We start from the raw sequence: 22,401 nt of genomic DNA on the forward strand, positions 1-22,401 counted from the left end.
GTGTTTGATACTGTTTTTTGATTGGTTTATGACGCTTTCATCCCCTACCTGTCGCTACGTTCCGAGGAAGGGGACTTCTCGCTTTTGAGTTAAAAAGAGCATATTTTCACGCCCATTCTTTACTTTTCCTATAACATTCAATCTTTCAAGTTCCACGACCATGGCACTTGCCTTACCTTCAGAATAGTCCAGATGCTTGCGCAATTCCTTTTGTGGTATTGCACCACCTGCTGAACGTATAATATCCAGTATTTCCAGTTGCTCAGAATTCAAAACAGATATCCGGGAATAAGATTCCACAGAAAAAGACCGTTCTTTGTCTATGAATAAAGGATGTAATCCTCATGTTACACTACCATCCATGAATGGTTCTTATTCAGTGTTCATACAGTATCAAATATAGGCGACAACCAGACTCCTTCCTTCACCGCACTGGAGCTGTTTAGGTAATAATTCCCATCACCATAGAGCTGTACCTCTCCAAAACCCGTAACATGAAGAGTTGTGTTTTCTCCCATCACAGCAATTGTCATTCCTGACCCGGACATACTTAAATTGCCCTGTACATCCACATATGAGAGCATGGGATGAGGGTCTTCGGTAGCTGAAGTAGCTATGACGGATTCTTTTGCTATTTTCGGACTGGTCAATCCGCCTGTATCAATAGACATGTCACCTTCAAAGTCAACTACTGAGAATTTGCCTGAAGACATGCTGAGATTGACTTCCAGATCACCGGAGAGAATAATAACTCCACTTCCGTTTGCATCAAGAATATCAGTTTTCGTTATTTTAACAGGCCCTGGCATATAGTTATGCATGTTCACGAATATCTTCTTTAATAAAATATCCGACAGGACCATCTTCTCTTTGGACAATGCAACATACTTCTGTTCTTCAACAACAGAATCAGAACTGTCTGCTTTTTCAAGATAGTAAGCTGCTTCAGAAACAAGTGAAGAATAGTCTGCAACCATTTTTTCAAGATATCTTACATCATTTCCTTCATTTGCCAGGCGTTCCAGAGATTCTTCAAGACGAAGAATAATGTCATCTGATTTCTGGATATTATCTTCCAGGAATTGTTTTTCTGCATCCGGTTTCATATGTTCTTCAGAAACAGCTGAGGGCATCTCTTTATAAAGTTCCTTATTCATATATTCCGGCTGGCCGAGGTACGGTTCGCCGTGAATTCCACTGCCTGGATGTCTGCCGCAATCCGACAAGCCTGATATTAGTACCATTAATACAAGAATTGCCAGTATAACAAGAGGGAACTTTTTCAAGATCTCACCTCACATGACATTTCTCCGTTGTGGTATTCAGTATAACATATTAACATTGTATATGCACCTTGACGTTTTTTTATTATTACTCAAAATTGGGAGATTTAAATATAAACATACTTAAGGAGAAAGAAATACTTTCACCTAAAATTAGGAACTGTCGGACATTTTAAGCTTTATGAAGCTTTTTTGCTTATTAAAAATCAGATTAAAACTAGATTGAAGTATCAAATTCATTTTTAACAATTATAAAACCATATTAACCCAAAAAACATACATGGAACATATCCGAAAATTGCATTTTATCATAAACATATCTAAAACATGAAAAATTCATCAACTGATATTTGTCAGGAAATATAATAATAAGACCATAATGTAAAACACGCCATTTAAAGACTGATTCCTACACAGCAACGAAATTAGAACAGAGTAAGTATAAATCACAAGAATTTGGCATCCTGGAATGAATTTTAGAAGCTAGAGGAATATTTTAAGTTTTTCAAAGGTTTTTTCAAATAATAAACCTTTATAGAAGTTTTATTTTTCAATTTAAAGATATATTTGAGCCTCTTTTTGTTAAGTATCCTTATATTTAAGCCTGATCATCTCGAGAATGTCAGAAGCACATCAATAATCGAGGCAATAATCTGACAGAGCAGAGAATAAAAAGGAGATAATAAGTAATGAAACACAAAATCCTGAAAGTACTGGCCTTTATTTCATTGGCAGCAATGGTAATAGGTGCTGTGTCACCGGGAGCCTTTGCTGATGAAACAGGAGCATCAGACGACACTGGAGAATTCGGCGATCATAAGATGGGACATGGTCCACGTGGTGGGCCGGTGATTTACGGTGAAACCATGGAAGCTCCAGTCTTTGACACCGAAGACGAAGAGATGGAATTCCTTGTTGAGAGAATAACTGAATCTATAAACAGAAAGATCGCGATGCTCCAAGGAATGATCGAAAACATCGATGAGATAGAGGACGAAGACATTACAAAAGACTCAATAGAAGAGCAGATCTCAGAACTAGAAGAGCTTCTTAAAGATATGGAAAGTGCAACAACACTTGATGAACTTAAAGAAATTCTGGAAGCAGGCAGGGAATCTATGATGAAGGAAAATCCGGGAAAGGGTGAAAGACCGGAAATGGAAGTAATGGAGTTCGAATCAGATGAAGATGAAATGCAGTATCTTGTAGAAAGAGAAACTGAACATATCACCAAAAGGATTGAAATGCTCAATGAAAAGCTTGCAGATACTGACAATGAAGATGAAGAAGCAGAAATAGAAGAGCAAATAACTGAACTTGAGGAGCTTCTTGAGAACATAGAAAGTGCAACAACACTAGACGGTCTCAAAGAGATTCTGGAAGAATACAGTGAAAACAAACCTCAACAACTCAGACACGGAAGAGAATGCGGACCAATGGGCCCTGCTCCTGAATTAGAGGAAGGTGTGAGCCAAGTAGAATAAAGAATAGAAAATACTCTTTGAAATTATGAAAACCACCAACCTCTATGAGATAGGATTTTTTCCTATCTCATAAATACTTCTGATGACAATAATAAATGGGAGTTACTATATATATCATGACACTGATTAACACAATCAATCATTCCTTATTGAAAATTACCAAAAATATTAACATACAATAGATAATGGTAATACCCTATTATAGCAGGAGAAATGTCATGAAAATTGCAATACTTGGAGGCACAGGTAACATAGGCAAAGGCTTTGCACTGCGATGGGGCCAGAAACATGAGATAATAATTGGTTCCAGAGAACAGGAAAAGGCCGAAGCGGTTGCATCTGAATATAATCTGATACTTGAAAAATATGGCTACAAACCAAGCATATCAGGTACCGATAACAAAACAGCCGCCGAAAAAGCAGAAATAGTCGTTATTGCCATCAGGTATAATCAGCTTGCTCCTGTAATGGATCTGATACGTCCGGTAATTGAGAACAAGATAGTCATCAGCGTTGTTGTTCCAATGGAAAGGAACATGTGCTATATAAGTCCGGGCAGTGATTATCCAAGAACCCCGATAGAAAGTAAAGACTTCAACACCGAATATTTCTGTTTTTCAATGCCTGAACTTGGAAGTGCCGCCCAGGAATTATTCACAATGATACCTGAAAGTACCGAACTTGTTGCAGCTTTCCACACAGTACCTGCAAAGAAACTGGCAAACCTTGACATGGAACTTGATTATGATATCGGTGTTTGCGGCAATTCAATGCATGCAAAAGAGATAGTGTTTGGTCTTGTAAAGGATATTTCCAGCATGAGGCCACTTGATATCGGACCTCTGGAGACTGCAGGGATGGTAGAATCCCTTACACCACTCCTGATTAACGTTGCCGCAAGGAATGAAATGAAAGACGTAAGCCTTAAATTCATCTGAACACCACATAATCTTTTTTTTACATGTGGAAACTCCCTTTACCATAGGTTTTGATATTTACCCTGAATCTTATGGTAACCTATAATTGCATGAACTTAGATATCCAAAAATAATTTTGCATCATTTTTGCAGAATAATAGAGGAAGAATAACAGGCGATCAAATGATAATTTGCAATAAGGAAGATGTTATCAAAGCTATTGAAACGCATAACGTAAAATTCATACGTTTGCAGTTCACGGACATAGAAGGCAGTGTAAAAGATGTTGAAATACCTGTGACCCAGATAGAAAAAGCTTTGGGTACAGGTATATCCTTTGATGGATCATCCATTGAAGGTTTTGTAAGGATCGATGAATCTGATATGGTGTTGAAACCTGATATAAGAACATTTGCTATCCTTCCATGGAGTAATAACCACAAAGGTGTGGTTGCAAGGATCATATGTGACATTTACATGCCGGATGGAAAACAATTCGATTCTGATCCCCGGTATGTTCTCAAAAAAGTGATGAAAGAAGCAGAAGATATGGGATTCTCTCTCAATGTTGGTCCGGAACTGGAATTTTTCCTTTTTGAAAAAGTTGATGGAAGGGCAACAACAAAACCCCATGATTACGGCAGGTATTTCGAGTTCGCACCCACTGACCTTGCAGAAGACATAAGAAGGGACATAGTACTGACACTCACAGACCTTAATTTCGACATCGAGGCATCTCATCATGAGGTTGCTTTCGGACAACACGAAATCGATTTCAAGTACGGAGGAGCATTGGCAACTGCAGACAATGTCATGACATTCAAGTATGTCACAAGGACCATCGCAAAAATACATGGACTGCATGCAACTTTCATGCCAAAACCAATATCTTCAGAGAACGGATCAGGTATGCATGTTAACCTCTCGCTTTCCCGGGGAAACGAGAATGCATTCTATGACCCTGATTCTGAAATGGAGATAAGTGATACGACAAGATATTTCATAGCAGGAGTACTGAAACATATAAAAGCAATATCCTGCATCTCAAATCCTCTGGTAAACTCCTATAAGCGACTTATTCCGGGTTATGAAGCACCTGTATATATAACCTGGTCCGGGGCGAACCGTAGTTCCCTTATACGCATACCTTCTGCAAGAGGAAAGAGCACAAGGGTTGAGCTTCGAAGTCCTGATCCTTCATGCAATCCGTACCTGACTTTTGCAGCTATTCTTGCTTCAGGTCTGGACGGCATAAAGAATAAGATGGACCCAGGAACCATGATGGATTACAATGTCTTTGACCTGACAAAAGAGGAACGTAAAGAAAGAGGTATTGAAACACTCCCGGCAACCATTAAAGAGAGTGCAAACTATCTGGAAAAAGATGAGCTTCTTAAAAGCACACTTGGTGAACATGTCCATGATAATATCCTGCGTCTTGCAAGGGCAGAATGGGATGCATACAGAACCCAGGTACACGACTGGGAAATTCAGCGTTATCTGAATACAATATGAAATGAAGTCCATATGAAAACTATTTTTTCCATAGTGGAAACAAAAAAGAAAGACCATCTGCCAGTTCAAAGATTCATTGAACTTGTCGATCACGAATTTTATCCTCCCCTGAGTGAAAGGGGAGGAGGAATTCCAGAAAGAATTGAGAAGTGCCTGGACACTTCTGAAGCTAATTATCTAATTGCAAGACTAAATGAAGTAGATATTTCTGACCCGCTGGATGGAATAATAGGGATGATAGGATGCACGAAAAACTGGAAGGATGAAAGTAGCACCTATGTTAATTTCCTTGCAACTCATCCTGATTATAGAAAGTATGGTGTTAGTAAAGCATTGACCAGAGAACTTGAGTTTTTAATGGAAAAACAGGGATTTGAAAGAATCTACGTTTGCACATGGTCCACTAATCCTGCTGCCATGGATTTTTATGAAAAAATCGGATACAATGCCTATTCCATAATTTTGAATCACAGAGGAAATGGGGTTCATACTATCAATTATAAAAAGAAGATTTAGGATGTAGTTATGATGCAAAACAGTAATATATCATCAGAGTCTCGATAAGAAGGCTCTTCCTAGAATCCTTATCATTGCGGAAAACTTGAAAGATGAATATCCGAAAGTCAGACCGCTTTGATTGAAAAAAGACAGGACACGAGTGCCTATTGCATGGTTAGGAAGAATAGAGGAAGTGGATAGGCACCGTGTCCATAAACATGATATTTCGTTTTTATTTACTCCTCTGGCATTCGTTCAAGCTTCTTTTTAGAGAGCTTTTCAATCAATTCCAGATTTACATCATCGTTAAGTGACAGCTTGCCATTGTTTACTGCACTGTCCACAAACTGCTTACCAACAGGGTTGCGTATTATCAGAGTAGTGTAACCCTTGGAACTACCAACTGAACCTGCTGACACATCAGCATCAATAGCTGTGAAATCAGTACAGATATGACATCCAGGACGTACACAATCGTCTACATCCTTCAGGGAGATCACTGTCATGCTTCCATCTTTTAAAGTAATCTCAAGTTTACCCTTGACATCAAAGTGTATGATATCCAGAGGGTTGATCTTGCGTTCTGTGATGAGCTTGTCCTGTACGAGCTTCTCATAATCGAAGGTCTCTGTGCAGAAAAGACCCATTACAAAACGGATATTCTTCCTGAACGGACGCAGGAGGTCAAGGTCGCTTTTTCTCATCTGCCTCATGGCCTGTGTCACGCATGGTACACCTACAACTGCGATGTTGGTGAACTTGCGTGTCATGACAGCTTCCTTAAGGGAGGCTACAAGCGGAACCCACCAGTTGTAACGACTTCCTGCCTGGTGAACCAATACATCTGTGGAAGTTATCACAGCAGACGAAGGCTTAAGGGTCCACTGATCTTCAACAACAGTGACAACCGCATCGATCATACCTTCTTCAAGAGCATTGGTAAGTATTGCTGTCACTGCACCACCGCTCTGCTTCCTTGGTACATCCATCTCAGCCTTTGCTGTGGTGATGGTAAGGTATTCACCAAGAACCTCAGACGGTGATTTTTCATTCCTCGGGCATACTTCATAGCATGCACCGCATGGGACTCCGTCATTTACCTCTTTACAGTAACCACTGTTAAGCGGATGAGTGGAGTCCTCTCCTATTTCAAAGTAAATTGCATCTGCCGGGCACACAGCCACACATGCACCGCATGCTGCACATTTATCCGTGTCCCAGATATCTGCTTTAAGATCAAGATAATTTTTGCCTGCCATTATAATCACTCCCATGTGTATTTACCTGCAAATGGTCTGGCGCTTGAAGGAACTATTTTTGAATAGTTAGTGTTCAGGAAAGGTTTAGGGTCAATATCGAACCTTTCACAGAATTCTTCAATCACAGGAGTTACATTTTCCAGGTCTTCTTCAGTAAAATCAACCTTTTTCGCACCAACACCGAGTAATTTTACGTCGACATCGCCGCGGATAACAATTTCCCCACCGTGGATTCCGCTGCCAATTCCTCTATCCTGAACTGCTGGTTCATGGCCAATACCAAGTACAAGGATAAGACCACCTGCCATGTATTCGCCAAGGAAAGCATGAGTTGTGCCGCCCACCACAAGTATAGGACGTTTACACTCGTACTGTTTCATATGTATGCCGCCACGGTAGCCGATGTTTCCTTCTACGAAAACCTTACCACCACGCATGCTGTGTGCCACTGCATCTCCGGCACTTCCGTGAATAATGAGTACTCCGTTATCCATTGTGTTACCCGGTGCATGTTCAGCGTCACCGAATACTTCACATTCAGGACCACTCATGAACATTCCAAGGTCACCACCAGGAACACCATTAACGGTGATCTTTGCGTCACCTCTGAGACCGTTACCTATGAAACGCTGTCCAAGAACATTATTGAGGACAATCTCCTTGACACCGGAAGCAACTGCTTCACGTATCTGCCTGTTAAGAGGGGTATAGTGCATACCCTTTGTATCAATAACCAAAGGTTCTGCCATCCTCAGGCCCCCACTGAATCTATTTGCATGACATCAAGTAATCCCTGGTCAAGCATGTATCCTCTGAGACGCTCACGGTTACCGCGCAGACTCTCAATACTGTTAAGACCTGCTGCACCCATAAGTTCACTCAGTTCAAGTGTCCATGCGTGGATAAGGTTTGCAACATTCTGTGCTCCAACCTCCGGGTCAATGCGTTCAACCAGTTCAGACTTCTGGGTTGCAATACCCCATGGACAGAGCCCACGGTAGCAGTTACCACAGACACGGCATCCCAGTGCGATAAGTGAAGCAGTTCCGATATAAACTGCATCCGCACCAAGTGCAATGGACTTTGCAAGGTCACCGCTGTTGCGTATACCACCACTGGCTATGATGGAAACCTCGTTCCTGATACCCTGGTCGTTGAGTTTCTGGTCTACTGCAGCAATAGCAGCTTCAATAGGGATTCCTACATTATCCCTGAATACCTTTGGCGCTGCACCTGTACCACCCTTGAAACCATCAATTACAACAGCATCTGCAGATGATCTTGCGATACCTGCTGCAATTGCGGCTACGTTGTGTACTGCAGCGATCTTTACGAAGACCGGCTTTTCCCAGTTTGTGGCTTCCTTAAGACTGCGCACAAGCTGAGCAAGGTCTTCGATACTGTAAATATCATGATGAGGAGCAGGACTTATTGCGTCTGAACCCAGAGGGATCATACGTGTACATGATACGTCTGCACAGACCTTTTCTCCAGGAAGGTGTCCGCCGATACCCGGCTTGGCACCCTGACCCACCTTGATCTCAATAGCTGCACCGCGCTCCAGATAGTCGATATCGACACCAAAACGTCCTGATGCGATCTGGACAATTGTATGGTCCTGGTATGGATAGATTGACTCGTGCATTCCTCCCTCACCGGTTCCCATGAAAGTCCCGGTCTTTGCTACTGCTTTTGCAAGGCTGAGCTGTGCGTTAAGACTGATAGCACCATAACTCATGTGTCCTATCATGAGAGGAGTAGCAAGCTTGAGGTTTGGAGTAAGCTGTGTAGTAAGATCAATGTCTCCATTGTTCTTTGTAAATTCAAGTTTTGAAGGCTTCTTACCGATGTATGTCCTCAGCTCCATTGGTTCCCTGAGAGGGTCGATACTTGGGTTTGTGACCTGACATGCATCAAGTACCAGCCTGTCAAATATAATAGGATAATCAACTGCATTTCCCATTCCTGCCAGGATTATCTTTCCAGTGCGTGCCTGGTTAATAACATCCTCACGTGCCTCTGTTGTCCAGAGTGGGTGACTGCGGTAATCCACAGGCCTCTCTTTTAGATTGATAGCATCCCTTGGACACATGGAAATACAACGGTGACATGCAGTACATTTGCGTGAATCTATGATGATCTTGTCATCCTCAATTCTGTAAACGCCATAAGAACAGTTATCAACACAGCGCATACATTTCATACACTGGTCACGATCGATGCTGATCTTGTACTTAAGCGGAACACTTCCAAGACTCATTCTACAACCCTCCCGATTACAGGTTCTCCTGCCCTTGGCATGTATATTGTATCTACATCGGGGTCCATTGTACGGATAGCTGCTTCTTCACTTGAGATATACAGTTTGGAACCATTCTCTCCTACAATAAGAGGACGCAGCTTAATCCTGTCTGTGAAACCCACAATTCCATCCTTTGTTGCGACAACAATAGCAAAAGGACCATTCATCAGAGCAGGGCCGTATGTAAGACGGAGTGCCTTCATGAATTCTTCTTTTTTCTCTGGCATCTCATCGATCTCATCCCAGAAAGGAGGTGCAAGTGCCTCAACAACCATTTCGGATGGAAGACCATGTTTTCTGCCGAGAAGGTCAAAAAGATAAGCTACTACCTCTGTATCAGTTAACATTGTACACTGGTAACCCTGACCTTCAACGTATCGGCGGTTTGTACCATATGATGTTATCTCTCCGTTGTGGACAACTGACCAGTCAAGCAGATTGAATGGGTGAGCTCCTCCCCACCAACCGGAAGTGTTTGTTGGATAACGGTTGTGAGCAAGCCATATGTAACCCTTGTAATCTTCAATTCTGTAAAAATTAGCTACATCTTCCGGCCATCCCGAAGCCTTAAAGACTCCAAGGTTCTTACCTGAGGAGAAAACAAGAGCACCTTCTACCTCTGTATTAATCGCCATCACGAGATTTGTTACATTATCATCATCCGGGTTTGTGCTTCCTACCACAAGATCAGTAAAAGGTTTGAAGAAATATCTCCAGGGTATGTGTTCTTTTTTAAGACCTGGCTGTTCATATGTCGGGATCTCTTCCTGATGGACTATCCTTCCCCATTGTTTCAATATTGCGTCAACCCTGGTCTTAGGTTCTAACAGATTATCAAAAAATACGTGGATAGCGTAGCAGTCTGCATAATCAGGATATATTCCGTAAGCTACATATCCTGCGCCTTCTCCACTTCCTCTTTCATCCATCAGACTCAGAGCTCTTTTAATGTGAGAGCCGTCCATTCTGGACATGGTCCGATCGATTACGCCTATAATTCCGCACATGTTGATCACTATAAGTATTTATTTTTAGGGCTTTGAGATAGTATTTACCTGATATGAACTTAACCATGCAAAAATCCACTCAGGAAAAGCCCTGGATCGCGTGAACAACTTCTATTCACGTTTTAGCAGCCTGGAAAAAGGTGCTGCTTGAAATATGTTGAAAGTAATTGAATATAAATTAAAAGTAAGGGAAATTACCCTTACAGTACGCTAAGATAGGTATCAAGTTCCCACTGGTGGACCTGAGCCTTGTAGTCGTCCCACTGGGCAGTCTTAGCTTCGATATAGTTCTCGAATACGTGCTCTCCGACTACGTCCTTGACGAAGTCACTGGCAGCCATAAGGTCAATTGCTTCCTTAAGGTTACCTGGCATGGATTCAATACCTTTTGCCTTTCTGTCTTCCTCGGTGAGCTGGAAGATGTTAACATCAGTTGATGCTCCTGCATCCATTCCCTTCTCAATACCATCAAGACCTGCACTGAGCATTGCAGCGAATGCAAGATATGGGTTACATGCTGGGTCCGGGCATCTGAGTTCTACCCTTGTACCTTTTCCTCTTGTTGCAGGAATTCTGATAAGGGAACTGCGGTTTGATGCAGACCATGTGCAGTAGATAGGTGCCTCATATCCAGGTACAAGCCTCTTGTATGAGTTGACTGTTGAGTTCGTGATTGCTGCAAATTCACGGACGTGTGAGAGAAGACCTGCAATGTACTGCTTTGCAGTTTCTGAGAGCTGGTCTGTTGTGTTTGGATCATAGAATGCGTTCTCACCATCCTTCATGAGAGACTGGTTAGAGTGCATACCTGAACCGTTTTCGCCAAAGATTGGTTTTGGCATGAATGTTGCGTAGTAGCCCATGTGTGCTGCAATGGACTTTACGACATACTTGAATGTTACAATGTTGTCACATGTGGTAAGTACATCACCGAATCTGAAGTTGATCTCGTGCTGTGATGGAGCTACTTCGTGATGGGATGCTTCGATCTTGAATCCCATGTCCTCAAGAGCAAAGTCAATTGCCCTTCTGACATCCTGTGCCTTGTCAAGAGGGGTAAAGTCGAAATATCCACCGTGATCTGTGAGGTTTGTGGTTGGATGACCTTTATCATCAAGCTCAAAGAGGAAGAACTCACACTCTGGACCAATGTTCATTGCGTAGCCCTTTTCTGCCGCCTTTTCAATAGCTCTTTTCAGGACATATCTAGGGTCACCTTCGAATGGTTGTCCATTAGGTCTGTATACATCACCAATGATACGGGCAACTGCGCCTTCCTGAGGTCTCCATGGGAGGATTCTGAAAGTTGTTGGGTCTGGCATTAGGATCATATCGGACTCTTCGATCCTTGTGAAACCTTCGATTGATGAACCATCGAACATTACACCATTTTCAAATGCTTCTTCAAGATCTTCTGCAGGGATTGCCCAGCTTTTGATCATACCCATTGTGTCGGTGAATTGGATTCTTATGAATTTAACATCGCACTCTTTTACAGTCTGTAAAACTTCTTCCTTTGTTGCTGGATTTACATTTACCATTTTGACTACTCCTCTATTCACTAAGGGGCGTAAGTATCCCATTACCTATTAGATACTATATATACTTTACGTATGGTGCAGGAAATTAATAATCCACTCCTCAAAGAAAAATAAAATCAGGAATTAATAAAAACTTACCTCTCATATGATTCAAAATTCAGAAAAACACAATCCTGAATAAGAAATACACAAGTTTAAACCAATATATACAATTTGCATGGATCTTAAAGAACCTTCTCTCAAAAAGTTCAAAATCCCGGAAAGAGGAAGGCTAAGTCTGAGGTTGCCGCAGCTACCAACGATACTTGCGGAAAGTTTATCATTCTTGCAAAAATAGTGATTTTAAGAAGAGAGATTGATACATGGAAGATGAAGAAGCAATGGAAGCAGAAATATCTGGCAAGCTCAATAGTGTTTCTGTCGGTGCTCTTAGATGCATGCAATGCGGAATATGCAGTAGTAGCTGTCCCTCCGGAAGGCACACCAGTCTGAATATACGAAAAATCGTAAAAATCGCAGGTAAAAACAGTGATATTCTGGACAATGAGGAATTATGGATGTGCACAACCTGTTATAACTGTCATGAAAGATGTCCCAGAGGCATTGATATCGTTGATATATTACTAAAGATAAGAGCCGTAGCTGCGCAGAGCGGAAGAATCCTCCCAGAACACAGGCAGGTCTGTAAGATGCTCCTTGAATGCGGACATGCGGTCCCAATTAATGACACTAACAAAACAAAGAGAACAGAAATAGGCCTTGAAGAGATGCCGGAAACTGTGCACAAATATAAGGACGGGCTTGAAGAAGTGAAGAAATTAATGACATCTTGTGGTTTCGATGAACTTATAATGCAAAATGAAGGAGAGAACAGAGCATGAAAGGTTTATCACTCTTTCTTGGATGCCTTGTTCCCAACAGATATCCCGGGATTGAAATGGCAACTAAATTGTGCCTTGCAAAAATGGATATCGATTGCGTGGACCTTCCCGGCGCATCCTGCTGCCCGGCTCCCGGAGTGTTCAGGTCCTTTGACAGGACAACGTGGCTGACGCTGGCAAGCCGTAATATAGTACTGTCAGAGCAAATGGACAGGAACATGCTCACAATATGCAATGGATGTTTCAGCACCCTTGAAGATGCAAACCGTACCATAAAAGAAGATGATATTGTCAAAGAAGATATCAACGAACACCTTGCAAAAGTGGGAAAAGAGATTAAAGGTGACATTGATGTCAGGCATATCATAGAATATTTCTATCAGGAATACGGGCCTGAAAAAATAAGTTCCTATGTTGAAAGGCAGCTGGACATCAGGGTTGCTGTCCACTATGGATGCCATCTGATAAAACCAACTAAGGACAGAGGACTTGGAGGATTTGAAAGGCCCACGTTCTTTGATGAGCTTGTCACAGCATTGGGAGCAACAAGTGTGGAATACCCCGACAAAGTGGCATGCTGTGGTGCCGGCGGAGGAGTTCGTTCTGCCATGAAAGAAAGGTCTCTGAAAATGACTGAGGCAAAGTTGGCGAAAATAAAGGAAACAGGTGTGGACTGCATAGTAAATTCATGTCCGTTCTGCCATATGCAGCTTGACAGCGGGCAGGATGAGATTAAAGAATTAGCAGGAACTGAGTTTGAAATACCTGTGCTGCATTACACACAACTTCTGGGACTCGCACTGGGATTTCCTGCCGAGATGATTGGAATAGACACAGGGATTGAAAAGAACAGGAAATTGATGGATCTGCTGGACTCACAAATGGATTCCTGAAAAATCCCATTTTACTTAAAAACAGGCGTGAAACTAAGTTGATTTGCTTTCGAGAAAGGTTTTTCACCAATAACTTTAAGATATTGAATGTTATTACGTGAGTAGCACAACATGAGCGTGTGGCCTAGTCAGGATATGGCGGCAGCCTCCTAAGCTGCAAGCCGGGGGTTCAAATCCCTTCACGCTCGCTACTTCTCTTTTTAACAATTTCCGGTGATCGATAATTGATAATAAGAAAGGCTACTGTTAAAGATGTACCAGCAATGAAAAGCATCATAGATACATATGCAAAACAGGAAATGATGCTTCAGCGCTCCCTTAGTGAGTTATATGAGTTTACCCGCAGTTTCTATGTATGTGAAATAAACGGAGAACTTGTTGGTTGCTGTGCACTCCAGGTTAGCTGGGAGGACATGGCAGAAGTGCTTTCATTTGCAGTAAAGCAGGAATACAGAGATAAGGGCATAGGAACAAAACTTGTCAAAGCCTGTCTGGAAGAAGCAAAAGAACTCGGAATCAACAATGTATTCACACTAACCTACGCAGTTCCTTTCTTTGAGAAACAGGGCTTTGAAATAATAGACAAGCAGATGCTTCCACATAAAGTATGGACAGGGTGCATAAAATGTCCGAAATTCCCGAATTGCGATGAAATCGCCATGATGAAATATATCTGAACCATTGCCAATAATCCATCTTCATCCATAAATTCAATTTATTTTTATTTTGATTGCAGGTATTTTTCAAAATAAACAGTTCCACCCCCTTCATTCACAATTGAAAAACCATTTTTAAGATAAATAGAGATGGCTGTCTTCAAAGTAGAATCTGTTTTCAGCTTTGCACGGGTAAAATTTTCTTCTGCATATTCCAACGCCTTTTGGAACATACTAAAACCAATTCCTTTGCCACGACAATCTTTTCTGACATAGAACCTTTTTATCTCACAGGTGTCAGAATCCAGATACTTAACTGCGGATGTACCCACAATATCCCCATTCATAAGACACAGAAAAAATGCACCTCTTTTTTCAGGATAATTCCCGGGAATATCAACCAGATCAGAATCTTTTAAAGGATCATAGCCAAAACCTTCACCAGAAAGAACATCTAATACAAATAATCTCGCAGCAGAGGAATACTCAGGCGAGAATGATACTATTTTCATTCAAGATATTCTCCCGGGTTTTTCAGGAAATCCATTGCCAGAGAGTAAAGTAAATCCACTCCTGTAAGAAGGATATCTTCATCGATATCAAAACTTGATGAATGATTTACTTCAACTATCCCTTTTGCCACATTTCGTGTTCCGATTATTGTATACATCCCCGGAATTTCCTGCAGGTAATATGCAAAATCCTCTGCTCCGAAAATAGGATCAGCATGAGCATTTACATATTCAAATTTGGTTTTTAGCAATCTACAGGCTTTTTCCGTGAAAAACGGATCGTTGTATAGAACAGGATAGCCACGATACACATCCAGCTCATAGAAAGGAAATCCTGCTATGTCCTCCTTTGAATATGAATTCATAAATGAATCAAGCAGATTGATCATAACCTGTTCTATAGTATCAATATCATTTTCATCAAATGTCCTGAAGCTACCCACAAGTTCAAGCTCATCCGGAGATCTGTTGAATTGCTTACCACTATCCACCATACCAAATCCAAGCACATGATCAGAAGTATCCACTTTCTGAGAAACGGCAGGCTTTAAAGAAGATATGAATTCAGCAGCGATCTGTATGGGATCAATACACATATCAGGTGTTGCATGGTGACCACCTTTTCCAAATATCTTTAAGGTAAAGCGATTCGAACTTGCCATCAGAGGACCTGCACGAACATTGATCCTACCAATGTCCACATCACCGAAAATGTGCAGCCCAATTATACAATCTACATCTTCAAGGCCACCTTCCTCAATAACCCTGATCGCACCACCGGGAGGAACTTCTTCAGCCGGCTGGAAAATGAACTTCACAGTCCCACATATTTCTTTTTGCCTTTCTATCATCAGCCGGGCGACACCCAGAACAATGGCCATGTGCCCGTCATGTCCACATGCATGCATGACACCCGGATTCCGGGAGATATAATCCTCATTTCTGGGAGAAAGTACCTCATGTGCTGCAAGGGCATCAATATCAGAGCGTATTGCAATACACGGACCCGGAGAAAGACCTCTTACTTCTGCTATCACGCCTGTATCAGCTATTTTCCTGCAACTTATCCCGAGTTCCCCCAGTATGGACATTATCCTTGACTGAGTACAATGTTCATCAAAACTGAGTTCAGGATTTCTGTGAAATTCCCTTCGGACATCACGCACCCATTTTTCAAATGATTGCAAATCATATCACCATTCTTCGAATGCTGTAAATTGACAATAGATAAGTCAGACGTACAGATAAACATGTTGCGGAAGTATAATATAAGAATACGATCCGGAAAAATGTAGACATAACAATTTAAGTCAGTATTATTTTTATGTTAAAAGGCAATTACCTGTACAGAGTTGAATACTAACAGGAAGGCTAAATATGACTAAAACACGACTCAGGGATTTCCTTGTAACAAAAGATGACTGGATCTTTGCAGTTTCAGATTATTTCCACCCCCATGGCATCAGGTCAACAATGAGATACGTACCTGATGAGAATGGAGAGCGTGAGCTTGAAGGCAGACGCTACAAGAAATATGATTTTGATGTTGCTTTTGACTTTATGCGTCAGAACCGACCGGAGTGGGTAGAGGATGTACACGTAGTTCCTGAAGACCAGATCAAGAAAATACTTCCACCCTCAAGTGCAATAGAAAAATGGTACGGTGTTGACAACAGAGTGACAGTTGTCGTTGATACACTTAAAAAAGCAGGTATTCCAAGAGATATGATGGGAATTACAGGTTCACTCCTGCCGGGGCTCCAGAACGAAGGGTCAGATATTGATTTTGTGGTTTACGGAGAACAATGGTTCATTGCCAGGGATGCCATTGCAAAAGCAAAGTCAGAAGGCGGACCCATTGAGGATATTGATGAGAATATGTGGAAACGCATATACAACAAACGAATCCCTGAGATCCCATTTGAAGAATTCATGGTCCATGAAAAAAGAAAAGGGAATCGCGGAATGGTCGAAGGAACTTATTTTGATCTTCTTTTTGTCAGGGACTGGGAACAGATCAAAGAACCTACCCGCAGAGGCGAAGATATTGGTACTATGAAGATAGAAGCAAAGGTCACAAATGCTGATCTTGCGTTTGATGCACCTTCAGTGTACAAAGTAGATCACCCGGATATAGATCATGTGCTCTCATACACACATACATATGCAGGACAGGCTCTTGAGGGAGAAACTATCGAAGCACAGGGTGTTGTGGAAAAGGTAGGCGGTATTAAAAGGCTCGTGGTCGGAACTTCAAGAGAGCCAAAAGGTGAGTGGATCCGTTCACTGACACTGCTTGAAAATGAAGGATATATCTGAAAACAAAATTAAAAATACATTAAGGCGGTTTAGCCACCGCCTGTTACCTGGCTGATATCATAACCAGCCTCATTTTCGGCACCATAAGAGCGCATATAGGATTCCGCAGCTTCTGCAGAAGTGCGTTCCTTCATTTCTCCTTTCAGTTCGCTTTCATCAGCGATTACAAGTGTCTCTGGTTTGTAAAAAAGGCCTGTACTGTCAATAACTACCCAGATACCTTCTTCATCTTTTTTTAGTTCAATAGCCCTGCCCACAGTACCTGTATTTATGTACCTGACAACAGATCCCACTTCAACAGGATCGCCATCCATGCTCAGAGCTTCGATCTTTTCTGAATCTTCCACGATATAACTCCTGTAATCTTACTTCTGAAGATATATGGAACCTGACATTAATAGTTAAGCATCCTGAGATATCTCCAGACGCAGGTCACCAAGACTTGCAACCCTTTCTGCAAAGGCATTATGCCTGTGAATACTCTCTTCATTTATCTGCTTAATAGTTACAACCGCCCCATCAGGAAGGTGTTCAAAGTCCTTGACAACATTCTTTGCCATTGTTCTCACACAATCCTCCACGAACTTAGGATTGTTATGGGCAGTCTGGACAACATTTGCTTCATCCGCCCTCTTAAGAAGTTCAAATACACTTGCACTCATTGATTTTTCAATTATCTCAATGATCTTCTCAAGTGAGACAAAAACATTTCCAACAACCTCGATCGAGATTATTCCACGTCCACGCTGGTTATGTGTTGCCATAGGGACCCTGTGAAGGAACTCTGCAATGTGCTTGTTATCGACACCGATATTTTCCAGCTCATGTCGTGCGTTGTCCCGCATGATCTCCTGAGCGCATGGACATGCGGTCATCCCCACAACTTCTGCACCAATGAGTTTCTTGACCTTCATATTGTCCACGTCATCGCGCATTGCAATTGCCTCTGCGAAAATGTCCACTACTTCCTGGCATTCCATCTTTGTTGAAGGGGATTCTCTTTTGAGAACATATTCACTTTTCAGAATCACTTCTGCTCGTGTTGCGTATTCATGACGCTTTAAAAGGCTCTGGGCAACATCACTGCAAAGCTGCTCTATCTCATAAACAGGCATGTTGACTGCTTTTTCAAGAACTTCATCCACTGCCTCAAAGTTGCGTGAAAGATTCGCGCCTTTCAGGTGTGAAGGGAGGTCTACGAAAATATCAAAAGTACATATAAGGATAACCGGACGTTTATCCCTCCTTTTTATCTGTACGAGTTTTTTAACGTTGGTAACACCGACACGTGTCAGGTTAATGGGTATTTGGGGCTTGTTAGCCTGTATATCTGGTAATTTGACAACCGGGACTTCCATAATTATACCTCTAAAATCAAATGAAGGATGAGGATCCGTTCTGCAAATGCAGATACCGGATAGTAATTATATCATGCTGAAAGGGAGTCATTACATGTAAATGTTGTGTTAGACTTCCGGGATAATAAAAATAAGAGAAAAAGTAGCAGATAATATTTAATATTCCAACTGATACCATAAATGGTATAAAAAACCATTAGATTACAAAACAAGTTTACTTGACATGTTGCCACATATCGCTCCAAATCTATTGCTACTTATTCAAAATTATATAATAATACACCCATATTCAGTCTTAATAATTGCCCCAAAATACAAGAAATACCATAAAACGAGAACAAAAGCCAACATTAAAAGAAAAATATATATACCTTATATACTAAATACGGATAGCAGATGTAATCGCATAATGATTACGAGGTGACATCATGTCTGAAACAAGAAATTTTGTGTTAAGAGACAAGAAAGGAAATGAGCACGGGGTATTCACTGGAAAGCAGCCAAGACAGGCAGCTTTGAAGGTGGCAAACAGAGGTAAAGGAAAGAAATCAAAGCCAGAAGAGATCAGGCTTCGTGAGCGTGGAACAAAGAAAGTACACGTATTCAAGGGATGGAAAGAAGTGGTCAACGCTCCAAAGAACAAACCTGACTGGATGCCTGACAAGATCAACAAGCCATTCGTAAAGAAAGTCGGTATTGAAAAACTCGAGAAGGTCTGATTATCATAAAGGACCCATATTATGGGTCTTTTTGTTTACTTTCCTATTCCCTGAATATTAACTATTTTTCTTAGATGAAACAATTTTTAAATCTACTGGACATACTGGTAGAGAGCTCCAGCTATCATATAATGATTGTCGGACATAGAAATAATCACAGGTTAACATCATGACACTTAATCGAGAGAATGTACTGATCGAAGCGTTACCATACATAAGGGATTTTTATGACTCCATTATGGTGATCAAAGTAGGTGGTCACGCAATGGTCAATCCTGAAGTAATGAGTGATATCATAAAAGATGTGGTCCTTTTGAGATTTATTGGAATACATCCCATTATTGTACACGGAGGAGGACCCGAGATTTCAGAAAAAATGAAACGTATGGGCAAGGAATCCCAGTTTGTAGGGGGTCTGAGAGTAACAGACGATGAAACTCTCGAGATAGCGCGCATGGTCCTTGTGGGAAATATCAATACGGAAATAGTTGCACTCATAGGCAAACACGGTGGAAAAGGAGTAGGACTTTCAGGCAAGGACGGGAAGACCATCATAGCCAAGAAGAAGCCATCCCAGAAGGTCATGATCGAAGATGTGGAACATGAAGTAGATCTTGGATGGGTTGGTGACACAGAGATAATCAACACAGAGCTTATCAATATACTCGTAAAAGAAGACTACATTCCGGTAATTTCACCAATCGCTATGGATGTCAATGGAAAAGCACTGAACATAAATGCAGATACTGTGGCAGGTGATATAGCTGCTGCACTAAAAGCTAAAAAACTCATATTAATGACAGATGTCCCCGGGCTTCTGAAAGACGTTAATGACAGAAGCTCACGTATATCAAGAGTAGCAATTGAAGATATTGAGGACATGGTTGACAGCGGACTTATATCCGGCGGCATGATACCTAAAATGAGAAGTGCCGCAACATCAGTTACAAGTGGTGTCGAAAAGATACACATTATCAATGGAAGTGTTTCCCACTCAATATTACTTGAGTTGTTCACTGACACCGGAATTGGCACAATGGTCTTTAAAAGAGGGGATGAGTGAAAACTCATCTTCAAATTTAAATTTTAATTATTTAATTTAAACAAAATTCAATCAAGGATCGGACTGCCGAAGGTATGATCTTCCAGCTCCAGAACCTGCTCCCAGAGATCCATACAATCACAGGACAGGTGCTCAAAACATGAGAGATCCTGCGTCAGGGAGAACAACCTGATAGCATCTGCAACAGTATGACTGCATTCCCTGCAATTATGCGGTCCTCTTTTTGAACCTGCACCTACAGGATCGGATGTGATTATCATATCAGGGAACTCTTTCTTAGTTCTCTGAAGAATATCTACAATACTCCAGAGCCATGGTGGACGATATTGTTTCCTGTCCCACAGATGTTCAACGTATGTACCACGCTGGACATTACAGAGATTGATCGAAAAAGTGTCAGTGTACTCAGCTGCATCATGGATAGTTTGTACAATATCCTCAAGTGCCTCTTTCTCAGACAGAAATGGTGGCTTTAGCATCAGATATGATTTTACAGTTGCACCATTTTCCTTTGCTGCTTTTGCAGCATCAACAAAGTTCCGGAAAGTAAATCCTTTATTGATAGATTGCTTGCGTATGACATCAGAGCTTGTCTCAAGTCCCATTGCAACTTCAAAGTCCGTATTTTTAAGAGTTGAAACACAATCCCTGACATTCTCTTTGGTCACAAATTCCGGACGGGTCTCTGCCAGTACTTTGATAATCCTTTCATCACTATCCAGTTCTTCAAGTATCCTATGTCTTACTTCAAGTGGGATCTCCTTAGTATCAAGGAAGCTCCCGGATGTGAATATCTTGACCATAAAACGGTCAAGATCTGAAACCTTTCTCATTGCTTTTTCAAGCTGGGCCATCAGGTCATCGTCTGAAGGACTGCCCTGCGCACTGTCATAAACATAACCGCACATGGTACAGCCGCCAGCCTTGCCCCACCAGCATCCTGATGTTTTGAAGATGACAGTGATTGTGTCTATTTCACCGCTTTCGATAACATCCCTGCCAGTCCATGAGGCTGCAGGCACATCAAAAGGGGAGGGTTTAACCCTCTGACGATTGCGGATATCAAGAACTGCTTTGTTAAGTGACATTTGTCTTGCTCTGATTTATTTTAATAATTGTAATAATTACTCGAACTCAATTGTTGCAGGTGGTTTTGGTGTAAGGTCATAAAGCACCCTTGCAACGGAAGGAATCTCAGCGGTGATCCTTGACTCTATCTTCCTGAGAACATTCCATGGAAGTTCCATTGCCTCTGCAGTCATTCCATCCCTTGAACCCACTGCCCTTACAGCAACTATCCAGCCGTGAACTCTGACATCACCTTTCACACCGGTTCCCTTACCGACAATTGCAGCAAAGGTCTGCCATGGGTGGAACTGCTCAACAAGCTCTTCCTCAACGATCGCGTTTGCTTCCCTTACAGCTTCAACAAGCTCCTCGGTAACCTCACCAACGATCCTTACAGAAAGACCGGGACCAGGGAATGGCATCCTTTCGGATATTTCATGCGGAAGGTCAAGTGCACGGGCAACTTCACGAACCTCATCCTTGTACAGGTCGTCTATAGGTTCTACGATTGCCTTAAAATCCACAACAGAAGGAAGACCTCCTACATTGTGATGTGACTTGATACCGCCTTCTGATTCGATCCTGTCAGGATATATGGTTCCCTGAATGAGGTATTCGGCCTGGAGTAATTTTGCTTCTTCCTCGAAAACCCGAATAAAGGTCTCACCAACTGCCTTACGTTTCTCTTCAGGATCCTCTACACCTTCAAGTGCTGAGAGGAAACGCTCCTTTGCATCAACGACCTCAAGATTCATATCAGAGAAGATTTCTTTTATCCTTTCAGTTTCACCTTTGCGCATGAGACCTGTATCAATGTAAATTGGAGTGAGTTTGTCACCGATGGCACGGTGTGCAAGTATTGCACAGACAGAACTGTCAACACCACCGGAGAGTGCTATGATGGCTTTACCATCGACCTGGGCCTGGATTTTGTCTATTGCTCTAGGAATGAATTTGTCTACTTTTACCATGAATGAGAACTCCGAATATAAGTTTAATAGAGATTTTACCCTGAAATAGTGTTTCGTACATATTAATGCTCGCCCGGTGATATGAGCCTTACCGGAGAAAAGTTTCACAGGATCACAAAAAATCCATTTATTAAATCAATGGAAATTACTATGAA

Annotated in this window: 23 protein-coding genes and 1 tRNA gene; 11 read left to right on the top strand and 13 right to left on the bottom strand. The window is 41.7% G+C overall.

Features of this window, described 5'->3' with window-relative positions:
- Nucleotides 1–54 precede the first annotated feature (54 nt).
- On the bottom strand, nucleotides 55–273 hold the full coding sequence (locus tag J2746_RS13630; protein WP_209622242.1) for a helix-turn-helix transcriptional regulator: 219 nt from the start codon (nucleotides 271–273) through the stop codon (nucleotides 55–57).
- 110 nt (nucleotides 274–383) lie between these two features.
- Nucleotides 384–1,286 carry a hypothetical protein gene (locus J2746_RS13635; RefSeq protein ID WP_209622245.1) on the bottom strand — a complete coding sequence of 301 codons (903 nt, stop codon included), beginning with the start codon at nucleotides 1,284–1,286 and terminating at the stop codon, nucleotides 384–386.
- Between the two features lie 686 nt (nucleotides 1,287–1,972).
- Between J2746_RS13635 and J2746_RS13640 the strand changes: the two genes are divergently transcribed.
- The 4 genes from J2746_RS13640 (at nucleotide 1,973) to J2746_RS13655 (ending at nucleotide 5,715) form a co-directional block, all read left to right on the top strand.
- Complete coding sequence (locus J2746_RS13640; protein ID WP_209622248.1) at nucleotides 1,973–2,767, top strand: hypothetical protein; 795 nt, start codon at nucleotides 1,973–1,975, stop codon at nucleotides 2,765–2,767.
- Between the two features lie 218 nt (nucleotides 2,768–2,985).
- Nucleotides 2,986–3,705: an NAD(P)-binding domain-containing protein gene (locus J2746_RS13645; RefSeq protein WP_209622251.1), complete on the top strand. Its 720-nt coding sequence runs from the start codon at nucleotides 2,986–2,988 to the stop codon at nucleotides 3,703–3,705.
- 162 nt (nucleotides 3,706–3,867) lie between these two features.
- Nucleotides 3,868–5,199 (top strand): type I glutamate--ammonia ligase, encoded by a 1,332-nt coding sequence (gene glnA / locus J2746_RS13650; protein ID WP_209622255.1) that lies wholly within the window; start codon nucleotides 3,868–3,870, stop codon nucleotides 5,197–5,199.
- A gap of 12 nt (nucleotides 5,200–5,211) precedes the next feature.
- Nucleotides 5,212–5,715, top strand: a complete 504-nt coding sequence (locus J2746_RS13655) for a GNAT family N-acetyltransferase (RefSeq protein ID WP_209622258.1) — start codon at nucleotides 5,212–5,214, stop codon at nucleotides 5,713–5,715.
- Between the two features lie 218 nt (nucleotides 5,716–5,933).
- Here J2746_RS13655 and J2746_RS13660 read toward each other — a convergent pair whose 3' ends face one another.
- The 5 genes from J2746_RS13660 to glnA (J2746_RS13680) form a co-directional block, all read right to left on the bottom strand.
- A complete protein-coding gene (locus J2746_RS13660) occupies nucleotides 5,934–6,956 on the bottom strand; it encodes a Coenzyme F420 hydrogenase/dehydrogenase, beta subunit C-terminal domain (RefSeq protein WP_209622261.1) in 1,023 nt (340 codons plus the stop codon).
- 5 nt (nucleotides 6,957–6,961) lie between these two features.
- Nucleotides 6,962–7,705 (bottom strand): GltB/FmdC/FwdC-like GXGXG domain-containing protein, encoded by a 744-nt coding sequence (locus tag J2746_RS13665; protein ID WP_209622264.1) that lies wholly within the window; start codon nucleotides 7,703–7,705, stop codon nucleotides 6,962–6,964.
- Nucleotides 7,706–7,707: 2 nt separating this feature from the next.
- Complete coding sequence (locus tag J2746_RS13670; RefSeq protein ID WP_209622267.1) at nucleotides 7,708–9,216, bottom strand: glutamate synthase-related protein; 1,509 nt, start codon at nucleotides 9,214–9,216, stop codon at nucleotides 7,708–7,710.
- Nucleotides 9,213–10,265 carry a class II glutamine amidotransferase gene (locus J2746_RS13675; RefSeq protein ID WP_209622270.1) on the bottom strand — a complete coding sequence of 351 codons (1,053 nt, stop codon included), beginning with the start codon at nucleotides 10,263–10,265 and terminating at the stop codon, nucleotides 9,213–9,215. Before J2746_RS13675 ends, J2746_RS13670 begins: the two co-directional genes overlap by 4 nt.
- A 200-nt stretch (nucleotides 10,266–10,465) precedes the next feature.
- Entirely contained in the window at nucleotides 10,466–11,806 is a 1,341-nt protein-coding gene (glnA, locus tag J2746_RS13680) for a type I glutamate--ammonia ligase (protein WP_209622273.1), read from the bottom strand.
- 362 nt (nucleotides 11,807–12,168) lie between these two features.
- On the opposite strand from glnA (J2746_RS13680), the gene hdrC reads away from it, so the two are divergent.
- From hdrC to J2746_RS13700, 4 genes are all read left to right on the top strand, one after another.
- Nucleotides 12,169–12,687 (top strand): CoB--CoM heterodisulfide reductase subunit C, encoded by a 519-nt coding sequence (hdrC, locus tag J2746_RS13685; RefSeq protein WP_425342656.1) that lies wholly within the window; start codon nucleotides 12,169–12,171, stop codon nucleotides 12,685–12,687.
- A complete protein-coding gene (gene hdrB / locus J2746_RS13690; RefSeq protein WP_209622276.1) occupies nucleotides 12,684–13,580 on the top strand; it encodes a CoB--CoM heterodisulfide reductase subunit B in 897 nt (298 codons plus the stop codon). The genes hdrC and hdrB overlap by 4 nt, the downstream gene beginning before the upstream one ends.
- A gap of 113 nt (nucleotides 13,581–13,693) precedes the next feature.
- Nucleotides 13,694–13,768 (top strand) — tRNA-Arg (locus J2746_RS13695).
- A 39-nt stretch (nucleotides 13,769–13,807) separates the two neighbouring features.
- Nucleotides 13,808–14,257, top strand: a complete 450-nt coding sequence (locus J2746_RS13700; RefSeq protein ID WP_209622338.1) for an N-acetyltransferase — start codon at nucleotides 13,808–13,810, stop codon at nucleotides 14,255–14,257.
- Between the two features lie 44 nt (nucleotides 14,258–14,301).
- Here the strand turns inward: J2746_RS13700 and J2746_RS13705 are convergent, their stop codons facing one another.
- Together J2746_RS13705 and J2746_RS13710 are read right to left on the bottom strand one after the other, a co-directional pair.
- A complete protein-coding gene (locus tag J2746_RS13705; RefSeq protein WP_209622281.1) occupies nucleotides 14,302–14,748 on the bottom strand; it encodes a GNAT family N-acetyltransferase in 447 nt (148 codons plus the stop codon).
- Complete coding sequence (locus tag J2746_RS13710; RefSeq protein WP_209622285.1) at nucleotides 14,745–15,935, bottom strand: M20 metallopeptidase family protein; 1,191 nt, start codon at nucleotides 15,933–15,935, stop codon at nucleotides 14,745–14,747. Before J2746_RS13710 ends, J2746_RS13705 begins: the two co-directional genes overlap by 4 nt.
- Nucleotides 15,936–16,125: 190 nt before the next feature.
- Between J2746_RS13710 and J2746_RS13715 the strand changes: the two genes are divergently transcribed.
- On the top strand, nucleotides 16,126–17,067 hold the full coding sequence (locus J2746_RS13715; protein WP_209622288.1) for a nucleotidyltransferase domain-containing protein: 942 nt from the start codon (nucleotides 16,126–16,128) through the stop codon (nucleotides 17,065–17,067).
- 29 nt (nucleotides 17,068–17,096) lie between these two features.
- Here the strand turns inward: J2746_RS13715 and J2746_RS13720 are convergent, their stop codons facing one another.
- Nucleotides 17,097–17,414 carry a DUF2098 domain-containing protein gene (locus J2746_RS13720; RefSeq protein WP_342451853.1) on the bottom strand — a complete coding sequence of 106 codons (318 nt, stop codon included), beginning with the start codon at nucleotides 17,412–17,414 and terminating at the stop codon, nucleotides 17,097–17,099.
- 54 nt (nucleotides 17,415–17,468) lie between these two features.
- Complete coding sequence (gene mptA, locus J2746_RS13725) at nucleotides 17,469–18,425, bottom strand: GTP cyclohydrolase MptA (protein WP_209622291.1); 957 nt, start codon at nucleotides 18,423–18,425, stop codon at nucleotides 17,469–17,471.
- 428 nt (nucleotides 18,426–18,853) lie between these two features.
- Between mptA and J2746_RS13730 the strand changes: the two genes are divergently transcribed.
- Both J2746_RS13730 and argB read left to right on the top strand, forming a co-directional pair.
- Nucleotides 18,854–19,144, top strand: a complete 291-nt coding sequence (locus J2746_RS13730) for a non-histone chromosomal MC1 family protein (RefSeq protein WP_209622294.1) — start codon at nucleotides 18,854–18,856, stop codon at nucleotides 19,142–19,144.
- A 169-nt stretch (nucleotides 19,145–19,313) separates the two neighbouring features.
- The gene (gene argB / locus J2746_RS13735) at nucleotides 19,314–20,207 is read left to right on the top strand and encodes an acetylglutamate kinase (RefSeq protein WP_209622298.1); all 894 of its coding nucleotides are present in this window, start codon (nucleotides 19,314–19,316) and stop codon (nucleotides 20,205–20,207) included.
- A 47-nt stretch (nucleotides 20,208–20,254) separates the two neighbouring features.
- On the opposite strand, the gene J2746_RS13740 is transcribed toward argB, so the two are convergent.
- A complete protein-coding gene (locus J2746_RS13740; protein WP_209622301.1) occupies nucleotides 20,255–21,295 on the bottom strand; it encodes an archaeosine biosynthesis radical SAM protein RaSEA in 1,041 nt (346 codons plus the stop codon).
- A gap of 36 nt (nucleotides 21,296–21,331) precedes the next feature.
- Nucleotides 21,332–22,246 carry a glutamine-hydrolyzing GMP synthase gene (gene guaA / locus J2746_RS13745; RefSeq protein ID WP_209622304.1) on the bottom strand — a complete coding sequence of 305 codons (915 nt, stop codon included), beginning with the start codon at nucleotides 22,244–22,246 and terminating at the stop codon, nucleotides 21,332–21,334.
- Nucleotides 22,247–22,401: the final 155 nt, after the last annotated feature.

The organism is Methanolobus bombayensis, assembly GCF_017873415.1.
Lineage (GTDB): Archaea > Halobacteriota > Methanosarcinia > Methanosarcinales > Methanosarcinaceae > Methanolobus > Methanolobus bombayensis.

Bases quoted from the DNA above. Each gene is read 5' to 3' on its own strand.
- J2746_RS13675 (WP_209622270.1), bottom strand. From the start codon at position 10,265: ATGTGCGGAATTATAGGCGTAATCGATCGGACCATGTCCAGAATGGAC.
- hdrC (WP_425342656.1), top strand. From the start codon at position 12,169: ATGGAAGATGAAGAAGCAATGGAAGCAGAAATATCTGGCAAGCTCAAT.
- J2746_RS13705 (WP_209622281.1), bottom strand. From the start codon at position 14,748: ATGAAAATAGTATCATTCTCGCCTGAGTATTCCTCTGCTGCGAGATTA.
- glnA (WP_209622255.1), top strand. From the start codon at position 3,868: ATGATAATTTGCAATAAGGAAGATGTTATCAAAGCTATTGAAACGCAT.
- J2746_RS13715 (WP_209622288.1), top strand. From the start codon at position 16,126: ATGACTAAAACACGACTCAGGGATTTCCTTGTAACAAAAGATGACTGG.
- guaA (WP_209622304.1), bottom strand. From the start codon at position 22,246: ATGGTAAAAGTAGACAAATTCATTCCTAGAGCAATAGACAAAATCCAG.
- J2746_RS13655 (WP_209622258.1), top strand. From the start codon at position 5,212: ATGAAAACTATTTTTTCCATAGTGGAAACAAAAAAGAAAGACCATCTG.
- argB (WP_209622298.1), top strand. From the start codon at position 19,314: ATGACACTTAATCGAGAGAATGTACTGATCGAAGCGTTACCATACATA.
- mptA (WP_209622291.1), bottom strand. From the start codon at position 18,425: ATGGAAGTCCCGGTTGTCAAATTACCAGATATACAGGCTAACAAGCCC.
- J2746_RS13660 (WP_209622261.1), bottom strand. From the start codon at position 6,956: ATGGCAGGCAAAAATTATCTTGATCTTAAAGCAGATATCTGGGACACG.
- glnA (WP_209622273.1), bottom strand. From the start codon at position 11,806: ATGGTAAATGTAAATCCAGCAACAAAGGAAGAAGTTTTACAGACTGTA.
- J2746_RS13670 (WP_209622267.1), bottom strand. From the start codon at position 9,216: ATGAGTCTTGGAAGTGTTCCGCTTAAGTACAAGATCAGCATCGATCGT.
- J2746_RS13665 (WP_209622264.1), bottom strand. From the start codon at position 7,705: ATGGCAGAACCTTTGGTTATTGATACAAAGGGTATGCACTATACCCCT.
- J2746_RS13730 (WP_209622294.1), top strand. From the start codon at position 18,854: ATGTCTGAAACAAGAAATTTTGTGTTAAGAGACAAGAAAGGAAATGAG.
- J2746_RS13740 (WP_209622301.1), bottom strand. From the start codon at position 21,295: ATGTCACTTAACAAAGCAGTTCTTGATATCCGCAATCGTCAGAGGGTT.
- J2746_RS13645 (WP_209622251.1), top strand. From the start codon at position 2,986: ATGAAAATTGCAATACTTGGAGGCACAGGTAACATAGGCAAAGGCTTT.
- hdrB (WP_209622276.1), top strand. From the start codon at position 12,684: ATGAAAGGTTTATCACTCTTTCTTGGATGCCTTGTTCCCAACAGATAT.
- J2746_RS13640 (WP_209622248.1), top strand. From the start codon at position 1,973: ATGAAACACAAAATCCTGAAAGTACTGGCCTTTATTTCATTGGCAGCA.